Source organism: Enterobacter sp. MGH 33 (genome assembly GCF_000534535.1).
GTDB classification, from domain to species: Bacteria; Pseudomonadota; Gammaproteobacteria; order Enterobacterales; family Enterobacteriaceae; genus Enterobacter; species Enterobacter hormaechei_C.
The window spans coordinates 1,479,996-1,495,176 of the sequence record NZ_KI973212.1; the positions used below are offsets into that span (position 1 = coordinate 1,479,996).

General features: G+C 49.3%; 15 protein-coding genes. 12 read left to right on the forward strand and 3 right to left on the reverse strand.

The window, feature by feature from the left end; genetic code table 11:
- Window positions 1–204 precede the first annotated feature (204 nt).
- From L379_RS16875 to L379_RS16830, 10 genes are all read left to right on the forward strand, one after another.
- Window positions 205–573 carry a hypothetical protein gene (locus tag L379_RS16875; protein WP_032652844.1) on the forward strand — a complete coding sequence of 123 codons (369 nt, stop codon included), beginning with the start codon at window positions 205–207 and terminating at the stop codon, window positions 571–573.
- Window positions 570–953 carry a phage tail termination protein gene (locus tag L379_RS16870; RefSeq protein WP_032652846.1) on the forward strand — a complete coding sequence of 128 codons (384 nt, stop codon included), beginning with the start codon at window positions 570–572 and terminating at the stop codon, window positions 951–953. The genes L379_RS16875 and L379_RS16870 overlap by 4 nt, the downstream gene beginning before the upstream one ends.
- A 63-nt stretch (window positions 954–1,016) precedes the next feature.
- Window positions 1,017–1,796: a hypothetical protein gene (locus L379_RS16865; protein WP_032652847.1), complete on the forward strand. Its 780-nt coding sequence runs from the start codon at window positions 1,017–1,019 to the stop codon at window positions 1,794–1,796.
- A 60-nt stretch (window positions 1,797–1,856) separates the two neighbouring features.
- Window positions 1,857–2,528, forward strand: coding sequence for a DUF6246 family protein (locus L379_RS16860; RefSeq protein ID WP_032652849.1), 672 nt, complete (start codon window positions 1,857–1,859; stop codon window positions 2,526–2,528).
- A 41-nt stretch (window positions 2,529–2,569) separates the two neighbouring features.
- Window positions 2,570–4,906, forward strand: a complete 2,337-nt coding sequence (locus tag L379_RS16855; protein ID WP_032652851.1) for a tape measure protein — start codon at window positions 2,570–2,572, stop codon at window positions 4,904–4,906.
- Entirely contained in the window at window positions 4,906–5,403 is a 498-nt protein-coding gene (locus tag L379_RS16850) for a hypothetical protein (protein WP_032652853.1), read from the forward strand. Before L379_RS16855 ends, L379_RS16850 begins: the two co-directional genes overlap by 1 nt.
- A complete protein-coding gene (locus L379_RS16845; protein WP_032652855.1) occupies window positions 5,403–5,873 on the forward strand; it encodes a hypothetical protein in 471 nt (156 codons plus the stop codon). The genes L379_RS16850 and L379_RS16845 overlap by 1 nt, the downstream gene beginning before the upstream one ends.
- 13 nt (window positions 5,874–5,886) lie before the next feature.
- Entirely contained in the window at window positions 5,887–6,252 is a 366-nt protein-coding gene (locus L379_RS16840; RefSeq protein WP_032652857.1) for an NlpC/P60 family protein, read from the forward strand.
- On the forward strand, window positions 6,239–8,716 hold the full coding sequence (locus L379_RS16835; RefSeq protein ID WP_032652860.1) for a host specificity factor TipJ family phage tail protein: 2,478 nt from the start codon (window positions 6,239–6,241) through the stop codon (window positions 8,714–8,716). The genes L379_RS16840 and L379_RS16835 overlap by 14 nt, the downstream gene beginning before the upstream one ends.
- A 55-nt stretch (window positions 8,717–8,771) precedes the next feature.
- Window positions 8,772–11,147: a tail fiber/spike domain-containing protein gene (locus L379_RS16830; protein WP_050597030.1), complete on the forward strand. Its 2,376-nt coding sequence runs from the start codon at window positions 8,772–8,774 to the stop codon at window positions 11,145–11,147.
- Window positions 11,148–11,171: 24 nt separating this feature from the next.
- Here the strand turns inward: L379_RS16830 and L379_RS16825 are convergent, their stop codons facing one another.
- From L379_RS16825 to L379_RS16815, 3 genes are read right to left on the reverse strand one after another with little or no spacing between them, the layout of a single operon-like run.
- On the reverse strand, window positions 11,172–12,482 hold the full coding sequence (locus tag L379_RS16825; RefSeq protein ID WP_032652862.1) for a DUF3329 domain-containing protein: 1,311 nt from the start codon (window positions 12,480–12,482) through the stop codon (window positions 11,172–11,174).
- Window positions 12,479–13,405 carry a glycosyltransferase family 2 protein gene (locus L379_RS16820; RefSeq protein ID WP_032652863.1) on the reverse strand — a complete coding sequence of 309 codons (927 nt, stop codon included), beginning with the start codon at window positions 13,403–13,405 and terminating at the stop codon, window positions 12,479–12,481. Before L379_RS16820 ends, L379_RS16825 begins: the two co-directional genes overlap by 4 nt.
- Window positions 13,402–13,764, reverse strand: coding sequence for a GtrA family protein (locus tag L379_RS16815; RefSeq protein ID WP_032652865.1), 363 nt, complete (start codon window positions 13,762–13,764; stop codon window positions 13,402–13,404). The genes L379_RS16820 and L379_RS16815 overlap by 4 nt, the downstream gene beginning before the upstream one ends.
- Window positions 13,765–13,876: 112 nt before the next feature.
- Here L379_RS16815 and L379_RS16810 point away from each other — a divergent pair, with 112 nt between their 5' ends.
- On the forward strand, window positions 13,877–14,266 hold the full coding sequence (locus L379_RS16810; protein ID WP_032652866.1) for a HumD family translesion DNA polymerase: 390 nt from the start codon (window positions 13,877–13,879) through the stop codon (window positions 14,264–14,266).
- 450 nt (window positions 14,267–14,716) lie between these two features.
- Window positions 14,717–14,992, forward strand: a complete 276-nt coding sequence (gene yahO / locus L379_RS16805) for a DUF1471 family periplasmic protein YahO (protein WP_017382562.1) — start codon at window positions 14,717–14,719, stop codon at window positions 14,990–14,992.
- The last annotated feature ends 189 nt before the right edge of the window (window positions 14,993–15,181 follow it).

A 15,181-nucleotide genomic window follows, 5' to 3' on the forward strand; every position in this document is an offset into this window, starting at 1 on the left:
ATTTGTCACTTCGCAATGAGTTTCGCGATGATTGGACTTGGGTTATGGTTTCTGGACTACATTCCATTTTTCCATGATTTTTATTCTGAAATGCGCGCGATGTTACCCTTTTAGCGTTATTCATAACCATCTTCATCAAAAACACAAACACTCAACTGATAGAAGCCTCGCCCCGGCGAGGTTTTTTATTGCCTGGAGAAAGCCATGGGCATCAAAGTGAAGGGCATTAGCCAGGCGAAGAAAAACCTTAATGCTCTGGTTGGTGACATTCAGGGGAGAAAGGTCGTTAGAGCCATGCAATCAGCTTTGATTATTGGCGGATCTCAGGCTGCGCTCTATACCCCGATCGATACATCAACCCTCATAAATAGCCAGTTCCGCGAGATCACTGTAAATGGCAATCGCGTGACGGGCCGGGTGGGTTATTCAGCTAACTATGCTGCATACGTCCATGACCCAAGCGTACCTCAGAACTTCCGCCGGGCGACGGCCAGGAAGGAGTTTTTAACCAAAGGGTTTGAAGACACGCAGCGACAGATTGATGCTGTGATCGCCAAGGAAATGTCTCTATGAATCCTCCTATGTATCAGCGAGTCAGGAACATGTTTGGAGATGCCGGGCTTACTAACGGTTTCCTGGTTCAGCTTCTTAATTTCAATGACCCGAATGACCTTTCGAAAGCGATTATGGTGTTCAGGCCAAATGGCGGAACCCCCATCAGAAACGACCTCGGGAACGATAACTATGTCCTGGTCGATGTGATCGGCGCAAAGGACAAAAACCAGGCGGCGGCAACGGCAGCTCAGTCAATCCTTGATTACGTTCAGGCAAATCCTCACGCAGAAGAATGCGTGGGTAAGATCGAAAACATGGGTGCTTATCCAACTCCAGTAACGACGGAGGAGGGGAGGATTGTCCTGAGATTACAGTTTTCCTGCACTTTCGGGGACTGAAAAAAATCATCAACACAAGGTCGCCATCTGGCGGCCTTTTTTTATACATAAAAGAGGTCAAAGATGGCTAATTGCCAAAACTCCAACGAAAGGGTATTCGGCTCAGCAACAGTGCTGGAGCTGGCCTATGGTTGCCCAGACGCGCGGCCTACAGAAGACGACTGGAAGGCTCTCGGTGCGGGAACCAGTAAGGGGCTGGATTTCGCTCCAAACTCTGTCACCTCTGATGCAGACGATACTGCGGGATGGGTAGAAAACATCATCACCAACGCAGACGCGACAATCAGTTTTGATGGTGAAGTGCGGAAACACGACAAACTTGACCAGTTCGGTTATGGCAATCTGGTGAAGTACTTCACCGATGAGATCAATGCCAAGCGCCAGCCGACGCTATGGGCACGTATCGCTATCGGTCCAATCGAGTTTTCGGGCTATATGGTGATTTCTAACCTTACGCCAGCAGATGGCGGAAGTAACGACATCATCACGTTTACCGTTGAGTTCAAAGTATCTGATGGCACTACTGTTCAGGTTGTTAATACGGACGCCACGCCTTCAACGCCGTTGGCATTCTCCAAAGATTTGCCAGCGACTAAAGCTGCCGATGCAGACAACGACGTCGTTCTTGATGTTGACGTAACAGGCGGTCGCCCAACTTACAGCTACAAATGGTTCCTTGGCAGCACTCAGATCGATTCAACTGCAAACCCTACGGCGGCAACAGCCACGCTCCTGCTGCTTGGAGTTACAACCGCATCGAGTGGTAGCTATCGCTGTGAGGTCACGGATAGCGACGGAAATAAAATCACCTCAACTACCTGCGTTCTCACTGTTACCGCATAGCGAACATTACAAAGGCTGTCGGCTGGCAGCCTTGATAATGACCGTTGATCAGGGAATACCATGACTGCTTTGAGAGAAATTGGCGAAATAGGCATAAGTGACAGCCGTGAAGGCGGAAAAGATTACTTGTTACGACCGTCTTTCGAGGCAATCACAAGGATCGGTGAGCCGCATGAAATTGTTGAGATATACGCTGATATTCATGGTCGCGAGGCGGAATTATTAATTGCAGCATGCGCAGATGCTTTTGGCGGTTTACCTGACTGGATGGGGCCAGCGATGCGCAGGGTTTCAGATCGCCTGCTAACAAAAGCCATGGATGTTTTACAGGCGTGCTCATACGAAGATTTAACGCCGATTGTAGGCCAATGGGATGAGGTTGAAGGACAGTTTTCTTATTCGCCCGGCCTCATGCCTCAGTCAGATATTGTCATCTTTGCTCAGCATCTTTTACAGCATGGCGTAACAGGTAAAGCGAAGACTCGGAAACTCCAGCGCCATGAATCGTCTGGCGGCACTACAGAATTTAACGCCATTGAATACATCAACGCAGCAAGGATCCACTTCAGTATAAGCCTGGATGAAGCGCGCCGTCTGACCATGACTGAATTTCAGGCGTTGCTGTCAGAGAAATATCCGGATCAGAAAGGCCTAACCAAAGAAGAATACAGCGCAGTTGCTGATGATTTTCTGGCTAAACAGGCGGCAAGAAGGGCCGCAGCGAAAAAATAACTCCCGGCTATTGCGTGGGATAATCCACAGGAGAAATATCAATGGCTGGTGAGGAACAAGTAGGCAATATCGTCTATCAGGTGCAGATGGATGTTGCGAATCTGATTGAGGCACAGCGCAAAGTAAATGAGCGCCTTGAGAAGATGAGTGGTGGAGCGTCAAAGGCAGCCAGCAAATTTGACCAACTCCAGACCAGCATAAACAAAGTTGCCGGGGCCATAGCTGCATCGATAGTTGTTGACTGGGGGCGTGCATTCCTCGTTGCTGCTGACAATATGAGTCAGTTAAACGCGCGTATAGAGAGGCTCACTGGCAGCGCAGCGACAGCCTCGCAAACTATGCAGAATATGATGCGCATCAGTTCGGCAACGGGTGGTTCGCTACAGGATACAGCAAAGCTGTGGGAGACTCTCAGCACGGCGTTGCGCGATACCGGCGCGACGAACGGCCAGATCATCCAACTCACCGAGACGCTTCAGAAAATCGGTCGCATTGGCGGATCCTCTTCCGAAGAAATGGCGAATGCTCTTCGTCAGTTCGGCCAGTCAATTTCATCCGGTACGGTTCGGGCGGAGGAGTTCAACTCCATCCTTGAGCAAATGCCGGAACTGGCGCGCCAGATTGCCGCCGGGATGGGTGTAAGCATCGGAGAGCTTCGTCAGCTGATGCTGGACGGGAAACTGACGGCAGAAGATGCTCTCAACGCCATTCAGAAGCAAACCGGCTCAGTGAATGCAGAGTTCGAGAAACTCCCGCGCACGCTTTCACAGGCTAATACCGCGCTGACAAACTCATTCCTGTCGATGATTGACTCTGTTAACCAGGCAACAGGTGCGAGTAACGGCCTGGTGGCAGTCATCGATTCAATGACTGCTGCACTCGACCGGCTGGTGGGTAAAGCGGCGTCGGCAGATGCTCAGATATCGGATCTGAACAGCACCGCAGAAATGTTTACTCGCCGCGCGCGCACCTGGTCATGGCTTGGGCTTGATGGCTGGGAGGCGCAAAACAAAGCGCTGGCCGGGCTGAGTAATAAAGCCGCCATGCTGGTTGGCGACCTGGCCGCTGTTTCCAAAGCATCGCAGACCGCGGCTAACACAAAGCCGATCGAGATTAAAACTACCGCCTCAGCTACAGGCGGCAAAGCGAAAGGCGGAAAGTCTTCGGCACAGAAAGAAGCTGAGCAATACGCCAAAGCTCAAGAAACTGTTAATCAAAAGCTGGATGAACTGAGGCAGAAGGCCGAGCTGTCAGCTGGCAGTGTCGGTGAACTGTCGAGAGCGCAGGCCGTGCTTAATGCGCAACAGTCTCTCGGTAACACAGCCACGCAGGAACAACTTCTGCTGGCCGGGCAACTGGCAGGAAAAGCCTGGGACAATGCCAACGCATTGCGTGAGCAGGCCAAGGCTGAACGGGAGCGCACTGAGGCAGCCAATAAGTTCAGCACCATCCAGGGAAAAACCAGTAAAACTGCCGGGCTGGATAGTCAGTATCAGAAAGACATTGCTGACATCCAGCTTTACGCCCAGCTTTACCCGCAGAAGATCGGGGAGGCTGAGGCAGCGCGTGCAGCTATCGAGCAGCAGTATCGTGATCAGCGTAACGCTGCGATGTGGGAAGAATGGGCGCAACAGAACGCGGCCACTCAGGCAGCGGCGGCGGCATTTACCGCATTCGGCAATAATGCCTCTAACACTCTGACAGGTCTTATCACCAAAAGCATGGACGCTGAAGAGGCAGCTAAATCTTTAGGAAGAACTGTTTTAAATAGCCTAGTAAACACATTTGTGCAGATGGGCGTCGAGTGGGTGAAGTCGGCCATTATGGGCCAGACGGCCACTACCGCGGCGGTTGCAGCATCCACCACGGCACAGGCAGCAGGCATCGCAACCACGACGGCGACTTCGACGGCAGCGGCAGCGGCTACTACGGCGGCATGGACTCCTGCGGCCATCATGTCATCCGTGGCTTCATTCGGTGGTGCTGTTGCTATTGGTCTTGGCGCAATGGCTGGCATCCTGGCACTGTCAGGCAAACGCAAGAACGGCGGCCCTGTGTCGGCTGGCGGAATGTATCAGGTCGGCGAAGGCGGCATGCCGGAGATTTACCAGGCCAGTACCGGTAAGCAGTACATGATACCGGGCGATAATGGCAGGGTGATCAGCAACAAGGACATGACTTCGGGTGTAGGGGGTGGCGCTCCGGTTCTCAACATCTACAACTACTCATCCGCCTCTGTAGATGCTCAGGCTACACAGAACGGTGATGGTTCATGGACGCTTGAGGCTTTCATCGCTGACATGAATAACGGTGGCCCGGCGAGCAACGCCATTACCAGTAACATGAACGTTAAACGCACGCCAAGAGGGCAGGGCTGATGCCAATTATCGACTATCCCGACTGGCTGCCGCTGGCGCAGAAAGCCAGCAAAAACATGACTCTCGATACCGGGTTCCAGACCGATCAGCCAGCGGTCGGCCCGGCTATCTTCGAGAATCAAACCGACGACCTGAAAGTGACCTGGTCGCTGACGTGGATCTTCACTCTGGCTGAGGAGCGAGCATTCCAGCAGTGGCTGCGCAGCCCAAACTATCTCAACCGGGGCTTGAACTGGTTCCGGATGAATATCAATCTTGGCGGCAGTGGCCTGCAATTGCAGGAGCTTCACTTCACGCAGATGCCGGTGCAAACCAGTATCGACGGCGGGGTGGTAACCTGGACGGGAACCGTAATTGCCAACCATCTGCACAACGCCGACGACGAGTTTGACGACATCATTGTTGAGTTGCCGCCGCCATGGGATTCGTGGCTGGATATCGTTGTCACGGGTTATCCGGACGGTCGCGATCCGGAATCACTACCGAGGGTTCCGTAATGCCGAGCTTCAGGGAGTACAAGCAGAAACGCCCGACGCGCGGACTGTACGACACCATTACGTTCTACCACCCCTCCTTTGGTTACGTCCGCCTGGTCGATAAGCAGTTCTTCCCGAAGACGCTCGGCGGCCAGACGTACACGCCAGCGCGCTTTGAAATCGAAGAGAGTCAGCAGAGTGGTACTCCGGTTATCGACGCGACGGTGAAGCTTGGGCGGCTGTCGTCGGATATCAAAGCGCTGATGAAACAGTGGAAGGGTGCGGCCAGGCTGACTGCCATCACGGCCACGCGGCAGATCTTCGACAGCGGCGACGTGTCGGTGCCGATTAAGTCGTGGCAGCTTTACGTCAAGACGGTGGATATCGATGCTGATGCCGCATCGGTCACGCTCTCCGTCACCAACCCTCTGAATAACAATATTGGTCGCCTTTATGATCCAGTCGAGTACACGGGACTTCAGTACCTCTGATTTTATCAGCAGGATGATCGGCGTGCCGTGGGCTAACCGGGCCTGTACGTTCGAAAAGGTGGATTGCTGGGGGCTGGTGGTGCTGTATTACCGGCACGTTCTCGGTATAGAGCTGCACCAGACACCGGACTACGAAGCCGGGGCCGACTTCTTCACCTGCTATCAGGGCGACGTCGTCTTCTGGCGCCAGGTCGACAAGCCAGTAGAGGGCGGGATATTCGTCGGATACCGCGGTGTGCAACCGGCGCATGTTGGGCTGGTGCTTAACAGACAGGCGCTGCACTCGCGAGGCGAAAGTGGAAGCGTACGCATGGACTCGTTGCTGGTCATTCAGCGGGCATTCACCAAAGTGGAGTTTTTCGAATATGGCGCTGGTTGAGATATCGAATTTTCCAGGAACGCCTAAGCTGCGTTGCAGGGTGCCAAACGGCACCCTTTTTCATGACTGGCTGGTGGCCAATGACGCTACATTTCATCGTGATCTGATGATCGTCCGCAACGGAGTTAAGCTGGGCGAAGATGATGAGCTGGCGTTTGAGTTGAGCGAGCTGGACCACATCCAGATATTCGACCAGCCGAAAGGCATTGTCGGCGACATCCTAAGCCCGATCTTTAAAGTAGTTGGCCAAGTATTTTCGTTCCTGGCACCGAAACCGGCCATTGCAAACAGCGGCGGCAATACGGTCGACTCACCCAACAATAGTCTGACCGGTCAGACAAACACCGCGCGCGTTTACAAGGCCAAGCCGGACATTTACGGGCAGATTCGTTCTTTCCCGGATCTGATTCAGGAGTCGGTATTTGAATACGTGCACCAGACGTCTACAGACGGCGGCCTGAAGTACGTTACAGAGTGGATGTGCGTCGGGATCGGCAAATACGATTACGAGTCCGTGCGCTACTCAGAATCCAGCCTGGGCTCTCTGGCCGGTGCCGAATTCCAGTTCTTCCAGCCTGGCGAAGTTATCCCGCAGATCGTCGAAGGTTACGGGTTCGATGACGTAGACGGCCAAGAGGTTCCAGGGCAGAACGAAGCCAGCGACTTCCCTATAGAAACAGCAACGGCAAACACGGTGGTCAGCGGAACGTATTCCGGCGGACAGATAGCGATGAAAATCGTGAAACAAGCTGAGTTCGATTACTTTATGGGCCTGGTGCTGCCGCACGCTGTGACTTTTACCATCAACGTTACGTACAACACAGCATCAGGCAGCGTCACCACTGACGCAAATTTCTCCGGCACGTTGATTTCCGCCGTTGAAACAAACGATGGCGCTGTGGTTAACCCGGTGCGCTGGTACACGTTTACGATGAACCAGCTGGAGGGGCCGCAGGACATCCCGGCTAACGCCACGATCAACACAACGAAGTTCATCCTGAACGATAACGAGGCACTGGTGGTCGGCCCGTTCTTCTCCCCGGTAGAGTCGACGCAGCTGTGGCTGCACACGCAATCCAGTCTGGGCGGGAAGAAAGAGACGAACTGGAAGGTTGTCATCTGGAAAATCGACGACGACTACAACCAGGTGCCGGGAACGCAGCAGACGTTTACGTACCGGCAGACGACGCCGCACCAGTCGACGAGTGAGGTATTTTATCGCACTGACAAGATCACACCGACGGGCGGCTTCGGGAAGTACGCGGTCAGCTTCCAGCGCACGGACAACTCTGGCGACGCGTCACTTCTGAAGGTCGAAGAGATCCACAGCATTAACATCCGTACGAATGTCGTCCACCCGACCGACACGCTGGTGCGCGTAAAAGTCAGGGCGACAGAGAATGCCCTGGGCAGCCGCGAGCGCAAATATAACGCCCTGGTGACGCGCCACACCATCACTTACGACCTGGAGACGCAGGCAGTGGATTACACACTGCGGCCGTCGCGCTCGTTCGCTGATGCGGTTGCGCATACCTGGCTGATTATGGGCGAGCAGCCGGTAAGCAGCATTGACCTGTACGGGCTGTATTCGATCGCTGAAAGCCTTCCTGATGAGCGACTGGGTTACTTCGACTATACGTTCGACGACGAGAACGACTCACTGGGCGACCGGGTGCAGGCGATCTGCAATGCGGCATCTGTTGTGGCGTACTGGGATGACGGCGTACTGACATTTACCCGTGATCAGAAAGTTGACTACCCGGCGGCCGTATTCAACCGGGCCAACATGAAGACGGACGAGTACAAAATGACGTACGAGGCCACGCTTCCTGGCGGCTACGACGGCGTACAGGTGTCCTACGTCCACCCGACCACGAACAATAAGACGTACATCAACTACCGCGTGCTGAACGGCGCCATCGTTGAGCAGGAAGCGGAGAATCCGAACAAGCTGGAAATAGTCGGCTTCCGTAATGAATATCAGGCCCGGGAGCGCGCATTACGCGAAACCAAGCGCCTGATCTACTCCCGGGTGAAGATGAACGCAAAGGTGTTCGAGGACGGGATTATCCAGGTTGGGAGCGTCATCCAGATGCCGGACATCTACGATAGCAACCAGCAGCAAGGATACCTGAAAGGGCGAACTGGTAATTATTTCGATACCAGCGAGCCGATTACTTTCTCAGGAGAGATGTTTGTGCTGGTGACTGACAGTCTAGGAAATCCGACACTGCGTTATCCAGCCTCGCCTCGACCTGATACCAGTTATGGATTTATCGCTTCTGTTCCAGATATCGACCTAAATTTCTGGGATGGGGATGAAGTGCAGCTTCCGTCTCGCTATCTCATAGCGACGGTGGAGGAACTGGACAGTCAGCTATGGACGGTCAACAGCATCAAACCGAACACAGATAACACTGTATCTCTGACAGTCGCGGAATACAGCGACGCCATCTACGAATAAGCCCCATCCCAACAAACAACACCCGGCCTCGCGCCGGGTTTTTTATGGAATTAATATGGCTACTACACCTACAAACCTGCCAGTGCCAAGTGAATCACCACGCGATCTGAAGTTCAATGCCGGCAAAATCGACGAGTTCGTTACCTCTATGGGATGGACTTATACCGATCGCTTCGGCAATCAACACTACACCGTTGAAGGTATCAATTATCTTTCTCAGCAGGCTATGGCAGCGTTCGGTTACGTTATCCTCACAGGTAAAACGTTTACTACTGGCACAACTATTAACGAGCCTAATGAAGTACTGCTTAATACTGCCGACGGTGAATATTACAAATGGACTGGGTCATTTTTATCTGGTCCAAAGGTAGTTCCTGCGAACTCAACTCCAGAAAACACTGGAGGTATCGGTCCGGGTGCATGGCTGTCCGTAGGTGATACTACTGCGCGTCAATACGTTGATATGCGAACAAATACGTTCAATGTTGAATATTTCGGCTTCAAGACTGGTATCGGGCAAGATATCTCAAGGCTTTTGACAGCGTTCGATCAGGCTGATGAGTTAGTATTTAGCGGTGGAATATACTATGTTGATGATTTTGAGATGCCTTCATCAGCAAGGTGTAAAACGATAACCATACTCCCTGGTTCAGAAGTGCGCCAGATTGGTTATAACTGCATCTTCAACGTCACGGATTATTTCACTATAAATCTAATTGGTGGCGGCATCTGGCACGGGGGGCTGAAAAAAGCGTTGGTTACGGCTGATGCTGCTGTAGGCGCAAATTCATTCACAGTAGATGATGCAAGTGTATTCCAGGTTGGGGATATGATAACCACATCATTCCTCATTCCAGATGGTGATGTTAATACATGGAAATGGAGTAACTCATCCTCATATGGACAATTCAACTATATCACAGCTATATCTGGAAATACCATCACAGTTCTGAATCCTGTTGAAAACCGTACTCTCATGCGCAACGTGTGGGTTGGAAACTGGAGATTTGGTATGGCTGGCCTGGAGTTCCGAGGGTCTGGAAAAGCCAAGATAATTGGTGGCAAGATGCAGGAATTCAAAACATATGGCTTAACTTGCCGAAATGTGGACGTTACCGTGGAAGGTACGGAAATTACTGGCATGACCATTGATTGCATCTACGTAATTGGATCTGCCAACTTCACAATGCGTAACTTCAGATTTGAAGGTTGCTACGACTTTGGAAAGCTTGGCATCCAGCACACCAGTACTGGTCGTGTCACTCTCCAAAACGGATACTGGAGGCGTGGTAACTTTGACGCAGATATTAATCATGCTAATCAAACTAACGTCTCTAAATTCGGTAAAGTTATATTAGATAGAGTTACCTGCGTAGGAACATCAACACTTCCTCTGTCCGGTGACCAGGTTGACACTATAACTGGGCAGACAGCTAACCAGTTATTTGGTGGGCGTGTTAACCCTGCGCGTATTTTCTGTAGCGCTAGTTCTGCAAGTACAGACTTTAATACAGAAGGGTTTGAAGCAATCAATGGTACACAGTTCCTGGATTACCAACGCACAACTTACGGTGTAGAGGGGGCTTATTCAGGAAATATCACAATTGACTCTCTTATTCTTCGTGGCGTTATTACAACTGGCTCACTCTTTCACCTTCAGGTTGCTTCTGGAAAAACTGTTATTGTACGAGCGCATGAACTTCGTGATTTAAGTGTAACGCGAAAATATACTGTTAATTACTACCCACTATTCTATATATCAGGAGGCTTCCTTACATTTTCCGGATTGCTTAAGTATGATAATGGTGGGTATGCCAGTGCGGATCATCGCATTGAGACAGAAAATGCGTACATCCCTGAAATGGAAATCACAGGTTCTGGAAATACTATTCTTGTATCACCCACCTTCATCGACACCATGCTAATTCGATCTGCATCAGTCACCAAGATGGGGACGGGGCAACGCAACGACTTTACTAGTCTCGTCCTCCTTCAGGGGGGGGCAATCACAGGTGATTTGAAGACGTATCCTTCCCGTTTGCAGAGGCTTAGATCTGTAGATATCGATTTTAACGCTAATGACTCAACAAGCTGGGTAACTTTGTACACTAACTCCGATAGTCTCACGTCCGTTGATTTAAGGATACAATTGGCTCCCAGGAAGACCATTAACGCATCCGCTGGAATAATCGGAACTATAGGGGCCAAGTTGAATAAGAATGGCGCTTCAGTTCCGGTTTTAACTAACGCATCTACGTATCTGTCAGCAGCTGCTGGAAATATAGCTTTCTGGGAGGGCAAGGTTATAGGTACGCAAGGGGCTATTTCAGACGGCACTGTAGCCCTAAGATGCTTGGCTTCTGGGGAGGTACAAATAAACATTAACTCTGCCAGTCTCACTAACTGCACAGCATTTGTCGCAGGAGTCTAAAAAAAGGCCCTTTCGGGCCTTCATTTAGTCCTTACCTGATATTGAGTTCATATTATAGAATCTAGCCGCCCACATATTCATCCATGAATTTTTACGATGTGTTAAGTATATTGCATTTTTATAAGCGTTAGCTTGTGATTTAGGTTTGGAAATCATCGGAACAACTATGTCAGAACCAGGTTGGGAATCATGTATTACATTCACCTGAATCATCAGTTCTTTATAAGTGTTGTAAATATCAGTTGCTGCATAGGTATAGGTAGCAACAAATGATGTGTATAAAGAAAATGCTAATGCTTTAAATAATACAGAGGAAGGGCTAATCTTGCATATGTAATGAATCAATAATATTGAAAGCATGATAGCTGCCCCAAAAGCAGTTCTTTCAGGAAATGACGGCGCAGCCACCATACTATATATTGATGCAAAATGCCCAGTAAGAAATATTATGGTGAAATCCACATCTCTTTTGGAAACTATATTTTTGTATATGCATACAACAAATAGTAATATAAACAGCGTATAAAACGGCAAAAATAAAGAAATGTTTGATTGCAACACATCATAAAAATGAGAGGCGAATATTTCTAAAGAGAAGTGACTGCCTCCTCTCTTTTGCGATCCAGGGGAGCTCATCATTAGTGCAAATCCCGCAATTGAAAGAGCGGTTCCGATCAATTTCCACCAACTAATCCTTCCATTTCTAATGTATTCTAAAAATACTATCATTAAGACGATAAGGGCTGATGCTGGCCCACTGTTTTCATTTGTAGCCCCAGCAAGGAAGCTCAAAGCTAGGTACAAAATAAGTGTTAATGCTCCAGGCCTCTTCTCACGCATACTTATCAGTATGAATGTTGTGTAAATAATAGACATCCACAAGTAATTCATTGACCCAGAAACCCAAAGAACCGATGAGCCAAATTCCGGAACAATAAGCCATAACGTCATGAATGTAATTAGAACTGCAAAGCCAGTTTCATTAATATTTGAAATTGACTTTACTACCATTAAAACTAGTATACCTATTGTAATAAAAGCGATTGTATTGAAAATATCGAATATTGATTTATCGAATTGCATGAAAAATTGAACAAGCGAGTGAGCCACGAATCGTCCATTCCATATCTCATAGTGTCGAATTTGAGAGTAAAGTATTGAAATGATACCGTTAATTGGAACGGCGCTTGGAGATGGGTTTGTTTGGTATACAAATCTATAAACAAAGTCGTCAGCAACATAAAGCGTCATATGATTCAATGAATAAATCAATATAAAGACAGTGCATATTACAACTAAGGAAAGAATGTTTTCTTTTATCAACTTGCTGATCATTTCATTTTTCCTCCATCCTTGACTATGTATCTAGGTCTCATTTTCACTTCAATGTATATCCTTCCAATGTACTCCCCAAGCACACCAATACCGATCAACTGAATGCCACCAAGGAAAAGAATAGATACAAGTAAAGATGGATAACCACTAACAGAATTACCGAACACCAACGTGTCGAAAATCATCCACGCCCCGTAGATGAATGCCACCCCAGCAACGAGCAGGCCGATGTAAGTCCACATACGAAGAGGGAATGTAGAGAAGCTGGTGATCCCTTCAAGTGCCAAATTCCACAACTTCCAACCGTTAAATTTCGTACTTCCTGCTACGCGTTCTGCGCGTGCATATTCAACGACATCGGTGCGGCCGCCAACCCAGCTCAACACTCCCTTCATGAAAAGGTTGCGCTCTGGCATGAGCTTAATATTTTCAACAACATCACGCGACATCAGGCGGAAGTTACCAACGTTTTCTTCGATCTGCGGGTTGCTGATTTTGTTATGGAGCTTATAGAACCATTCAGCTGTCTTGCGCTTCAGTCGGCCATCTGTTGAGCGGTCAGAACGTTTAGCAAGAACCATATCAGCCCCGGCCTGCCATTTCTCAATCAAATGAGGAATGACTTCGATAGGGTCCTGCAAATCTACATCAATCGGGATAATCGCTTCACCGGTCGCGTGGTCAAGGCCGGCGAACAGAGCGGGCTCTTTACCGAAGTTTCTTGTGAATGACAGCGGGACCACAAGCGGATCCGAAATAGCAAGCGCGTTGATAATTGATTCTGTAGCATCTTTGCTGCCGTCATTGATGAAGACTATCTCAACTTCATGCTGCTGAAGCCCTTCAAATTCCCGAACCGTTTTATAAAAAATAGGTATCGCGTCTTCTTCGTTGAAGACGGGAACGACGAGAGAAATTTTCATTTCGCATCCCTAAAGACAATGAACTTTGAATAAATAAACCCGCACACCAGGCTGATGGCGGAGAAAAGAATGAGAGTCACGATCGGAGCCATACCGGACTTATCTGCGGCCCAACCAACAGCTGCGCTCAGGGTTCCCATAAACCCTACATACACCATGTAGCGCATCGTAGTTGTCGATGACTTAAAGGTGAACCTGGCGTTTGCAAAGAAGCTGAAAGACACTGCCACGACGAATCCGGCGAAGTTACCAAGCGCCTGACCTGTGTGAAACACGTATATGCAAATAGCGAACACAACCCAGTGAATGAGCGTGTTTATGACGCCGATTGATGTGTACCTGGCAAATAACTTTAACATGATATAAATCAGTAAATTCTGAAAGGTCTGAAGTGTAGCACTACAAAGACTATTGATCGATACCGTCGATCGATAATACTGTATACATATACAGTAACTATCGGAGGTGAGTATGGGATTCCCGAGCCCGGCTGCTGATTACGTTGAAAGTCGCCTGTCACTTGATGAGGCGCTTATCATGAAACCTGCTGCTACGTACTACATGCGGGCGGGTGAGACTATCTACAGATGCGGCATCATGAAAGATGCGCTCCTTGTCATCGATTCGTCGCTTAAGCCGTGTGACGGCTCGCTGCTTATCTGTGACTGCAACGGTGAGTTTAAAGTAAAGAGGTATCGCACATACCCGCATCCGCATCTGGAGAATGTGGCGAACGGGAGAAAGGAGAGGCTGCCTGGTAACGACGAGGGTATCAGTGGGGCGCTACCAATATTCGGGGTAATCACGTACATCATCAACGATGCGCGGACAGGTGAGTTTGATGATTGCCCGGTGATGTAGAAAGGAAATTACACAGCTATACCATGAGGCATGGCTGTGTACTCTCTGTGTCACAGTTGTGTCATGCATGGATGAATCAGAAGGAAATACGACAGCAAGTAATGACACGTTATGACACAAACGCGGTGCGAGCGCGGAAAAACCAATGATATTACAGTGTGTTAAACAGTACTCTACGTTCTTCTAAGCCGTAGGTCGTAGGTTCGAATCCTACAGGGCGTGCCATTAAATTTCACAGATTGCCGCCTGCGCGACGTCCTGCTGATTTTCTCCATGAAATACCCCTCGCGAAAGTAGCGTTAACGCACATTTTTCACAGCACAATTGACTGTTATAACAGTATTTTTCTTACCCTATGGCAATTTTGCTATTCCTCTACCATGCTCATATCACCTCACTCTTACTCGTGGGGCTTTTCGTAGTTGCTGATTAATCTCAAGGAAAAAGGTTATGAAAAAAACGACTGCTATTTTGATGGGCACTGCATTTCTGTTTACCACCAATACCTTTGCGGCTGAACTGCTGACGAAAAACGAGTTTGAGAAAGTGGAATCACAGTATGAAAAAATCGGTACGGTTAGCACTTCCAATGAAGTCTCGGTAGACGACGCGAAAAAAGAGCTGATCGAGAAAGCCGATAAAGAAGGTGCTGATGTTCTGGTGCTGACTTCCGGTAATACCAACAACAAAATTCACGGTACCGCCGATATTTTCAAGAAAAAATAATGCCTTAGCAACCACCCCTATTTCGGGGTGGTTGCGCGCCATACCTCCCGCCAGCCTTGTTTCTTGTCTCTTCTCGCTCAGAGATGTCCGTTGACACTTGATTACGCATTCATAATGCGTATAGTTCTCATTTGCATTTCTTTTAATAACTTTTAAGGCCCGACAACGGGTCATTTTTGAGCGCACGTT

Excerpts from the sequence above, each read along its gene's own strand:
- L379_RS16825 (WP_032652862.1), bottom strand. The coding sequence starts at position 12,482 with ATGATCAGCAAGTTGATAAAAGAAAACATTCTTTCCTTAGTTGTAATA.
- yahO (WP_017382562.1), top strand. The coding sequence starts at position 14,717 with ATGAAAAAAACGACTGCTATTTTGATGGGCACTGCATTTCTGTTTACC.
- L379_RS16815 (WP_032652865.1), bottom strand. The coding sequence starts at position 13,764 with ATGTTAAAGTTATTTGCCAGGTACACATCAATCGGCGTCATAAACACG.
- L379_RS16840 (WP_032652857.1), top strand. The coding sequence starts at position 5,887 with ATGATCGGCGTGCCGTGGGCTAACCGGGCCTGTACGTTCGAAAAGGTG.
- L379_RS16875 (WP_032652844.1), top strand. The coding sequence starts at position 205 with ATGGGCATCAAAGTGAAGGGCATTAGCCAGGCGAAGAAAAACCTTAAT.
- L379_RS16835 (WP_032652860.1), top strand. The coding sequence starts at position 6,239 with ATGGCGCTGGTTGAGATATCGAATTTTCCAGGAACGCCTAAGCTGCGT.
- L379_RS16855 (WP_032652851.1), top strand. The coding sequence starts at position 2,570 with ATGGCTGGTGAGGAACAAGTAGGCAATATCGTCTATCAGGTGCAGATG.
- L379_RS16845 (WP_032652855.1), top strand. The coding sequence starts at position 5,403 with ATGCCGAGCTTCAGGGAGTACAAGCAGAAACGCCCGACGCGCGGACTG.
- L379_RS16870 (WP_032652846.1), top strand. The coding sequence starts at position 570 with ATGAATCCTCCTATGTATCAGCGAGTCAGGAACATGTTTGGAGATGCC.
- L379_RS16830 (WP_050597030.1), top strand. The coding sequence starts at position 8,772 with ATGGCTACTACACCTACAAACCTGCCAGTGCCAAGTGAATCACCACGC.
- L379_RS16820 (WP_032652863.1), bottom strand. The coding sequence starts at position 13,405 with ATGAAAATTTCTCTCGTCGTTCCCGTCTTCAACGAAGAAGACGCGATA.
- L379_RS16860 (WP_032652849.1), top strand. The coding sequence starts at position 1,857 with ATGACTGCTTTGAGAGAAATTGGCGAAATAGGCATAAGTGACAGCCGT.
- L379_RS16865 (WP_032652847.1), top strand. The coding sequence starts at position 1,017 with ATGGCTAATTGCCAAAACTCCAACGAAAGGGTATTCGGCTCAGCAACA.
- L379_RS16810 (WP_032652866.1), top strand. The coding sequence starts at position 13,877 with ATGGGATTCCCGAGCCCGGCTGCTGATTACGTTGAAAGTCGCCTGTCA.
- L379_RS16850 (WP_032652853.1), top strand. The coding sequence starts at position 4,906 with ATGCCAATTATCGACTATCCCGACTGGCTGCCGCTGGCGCAGAAAGCC.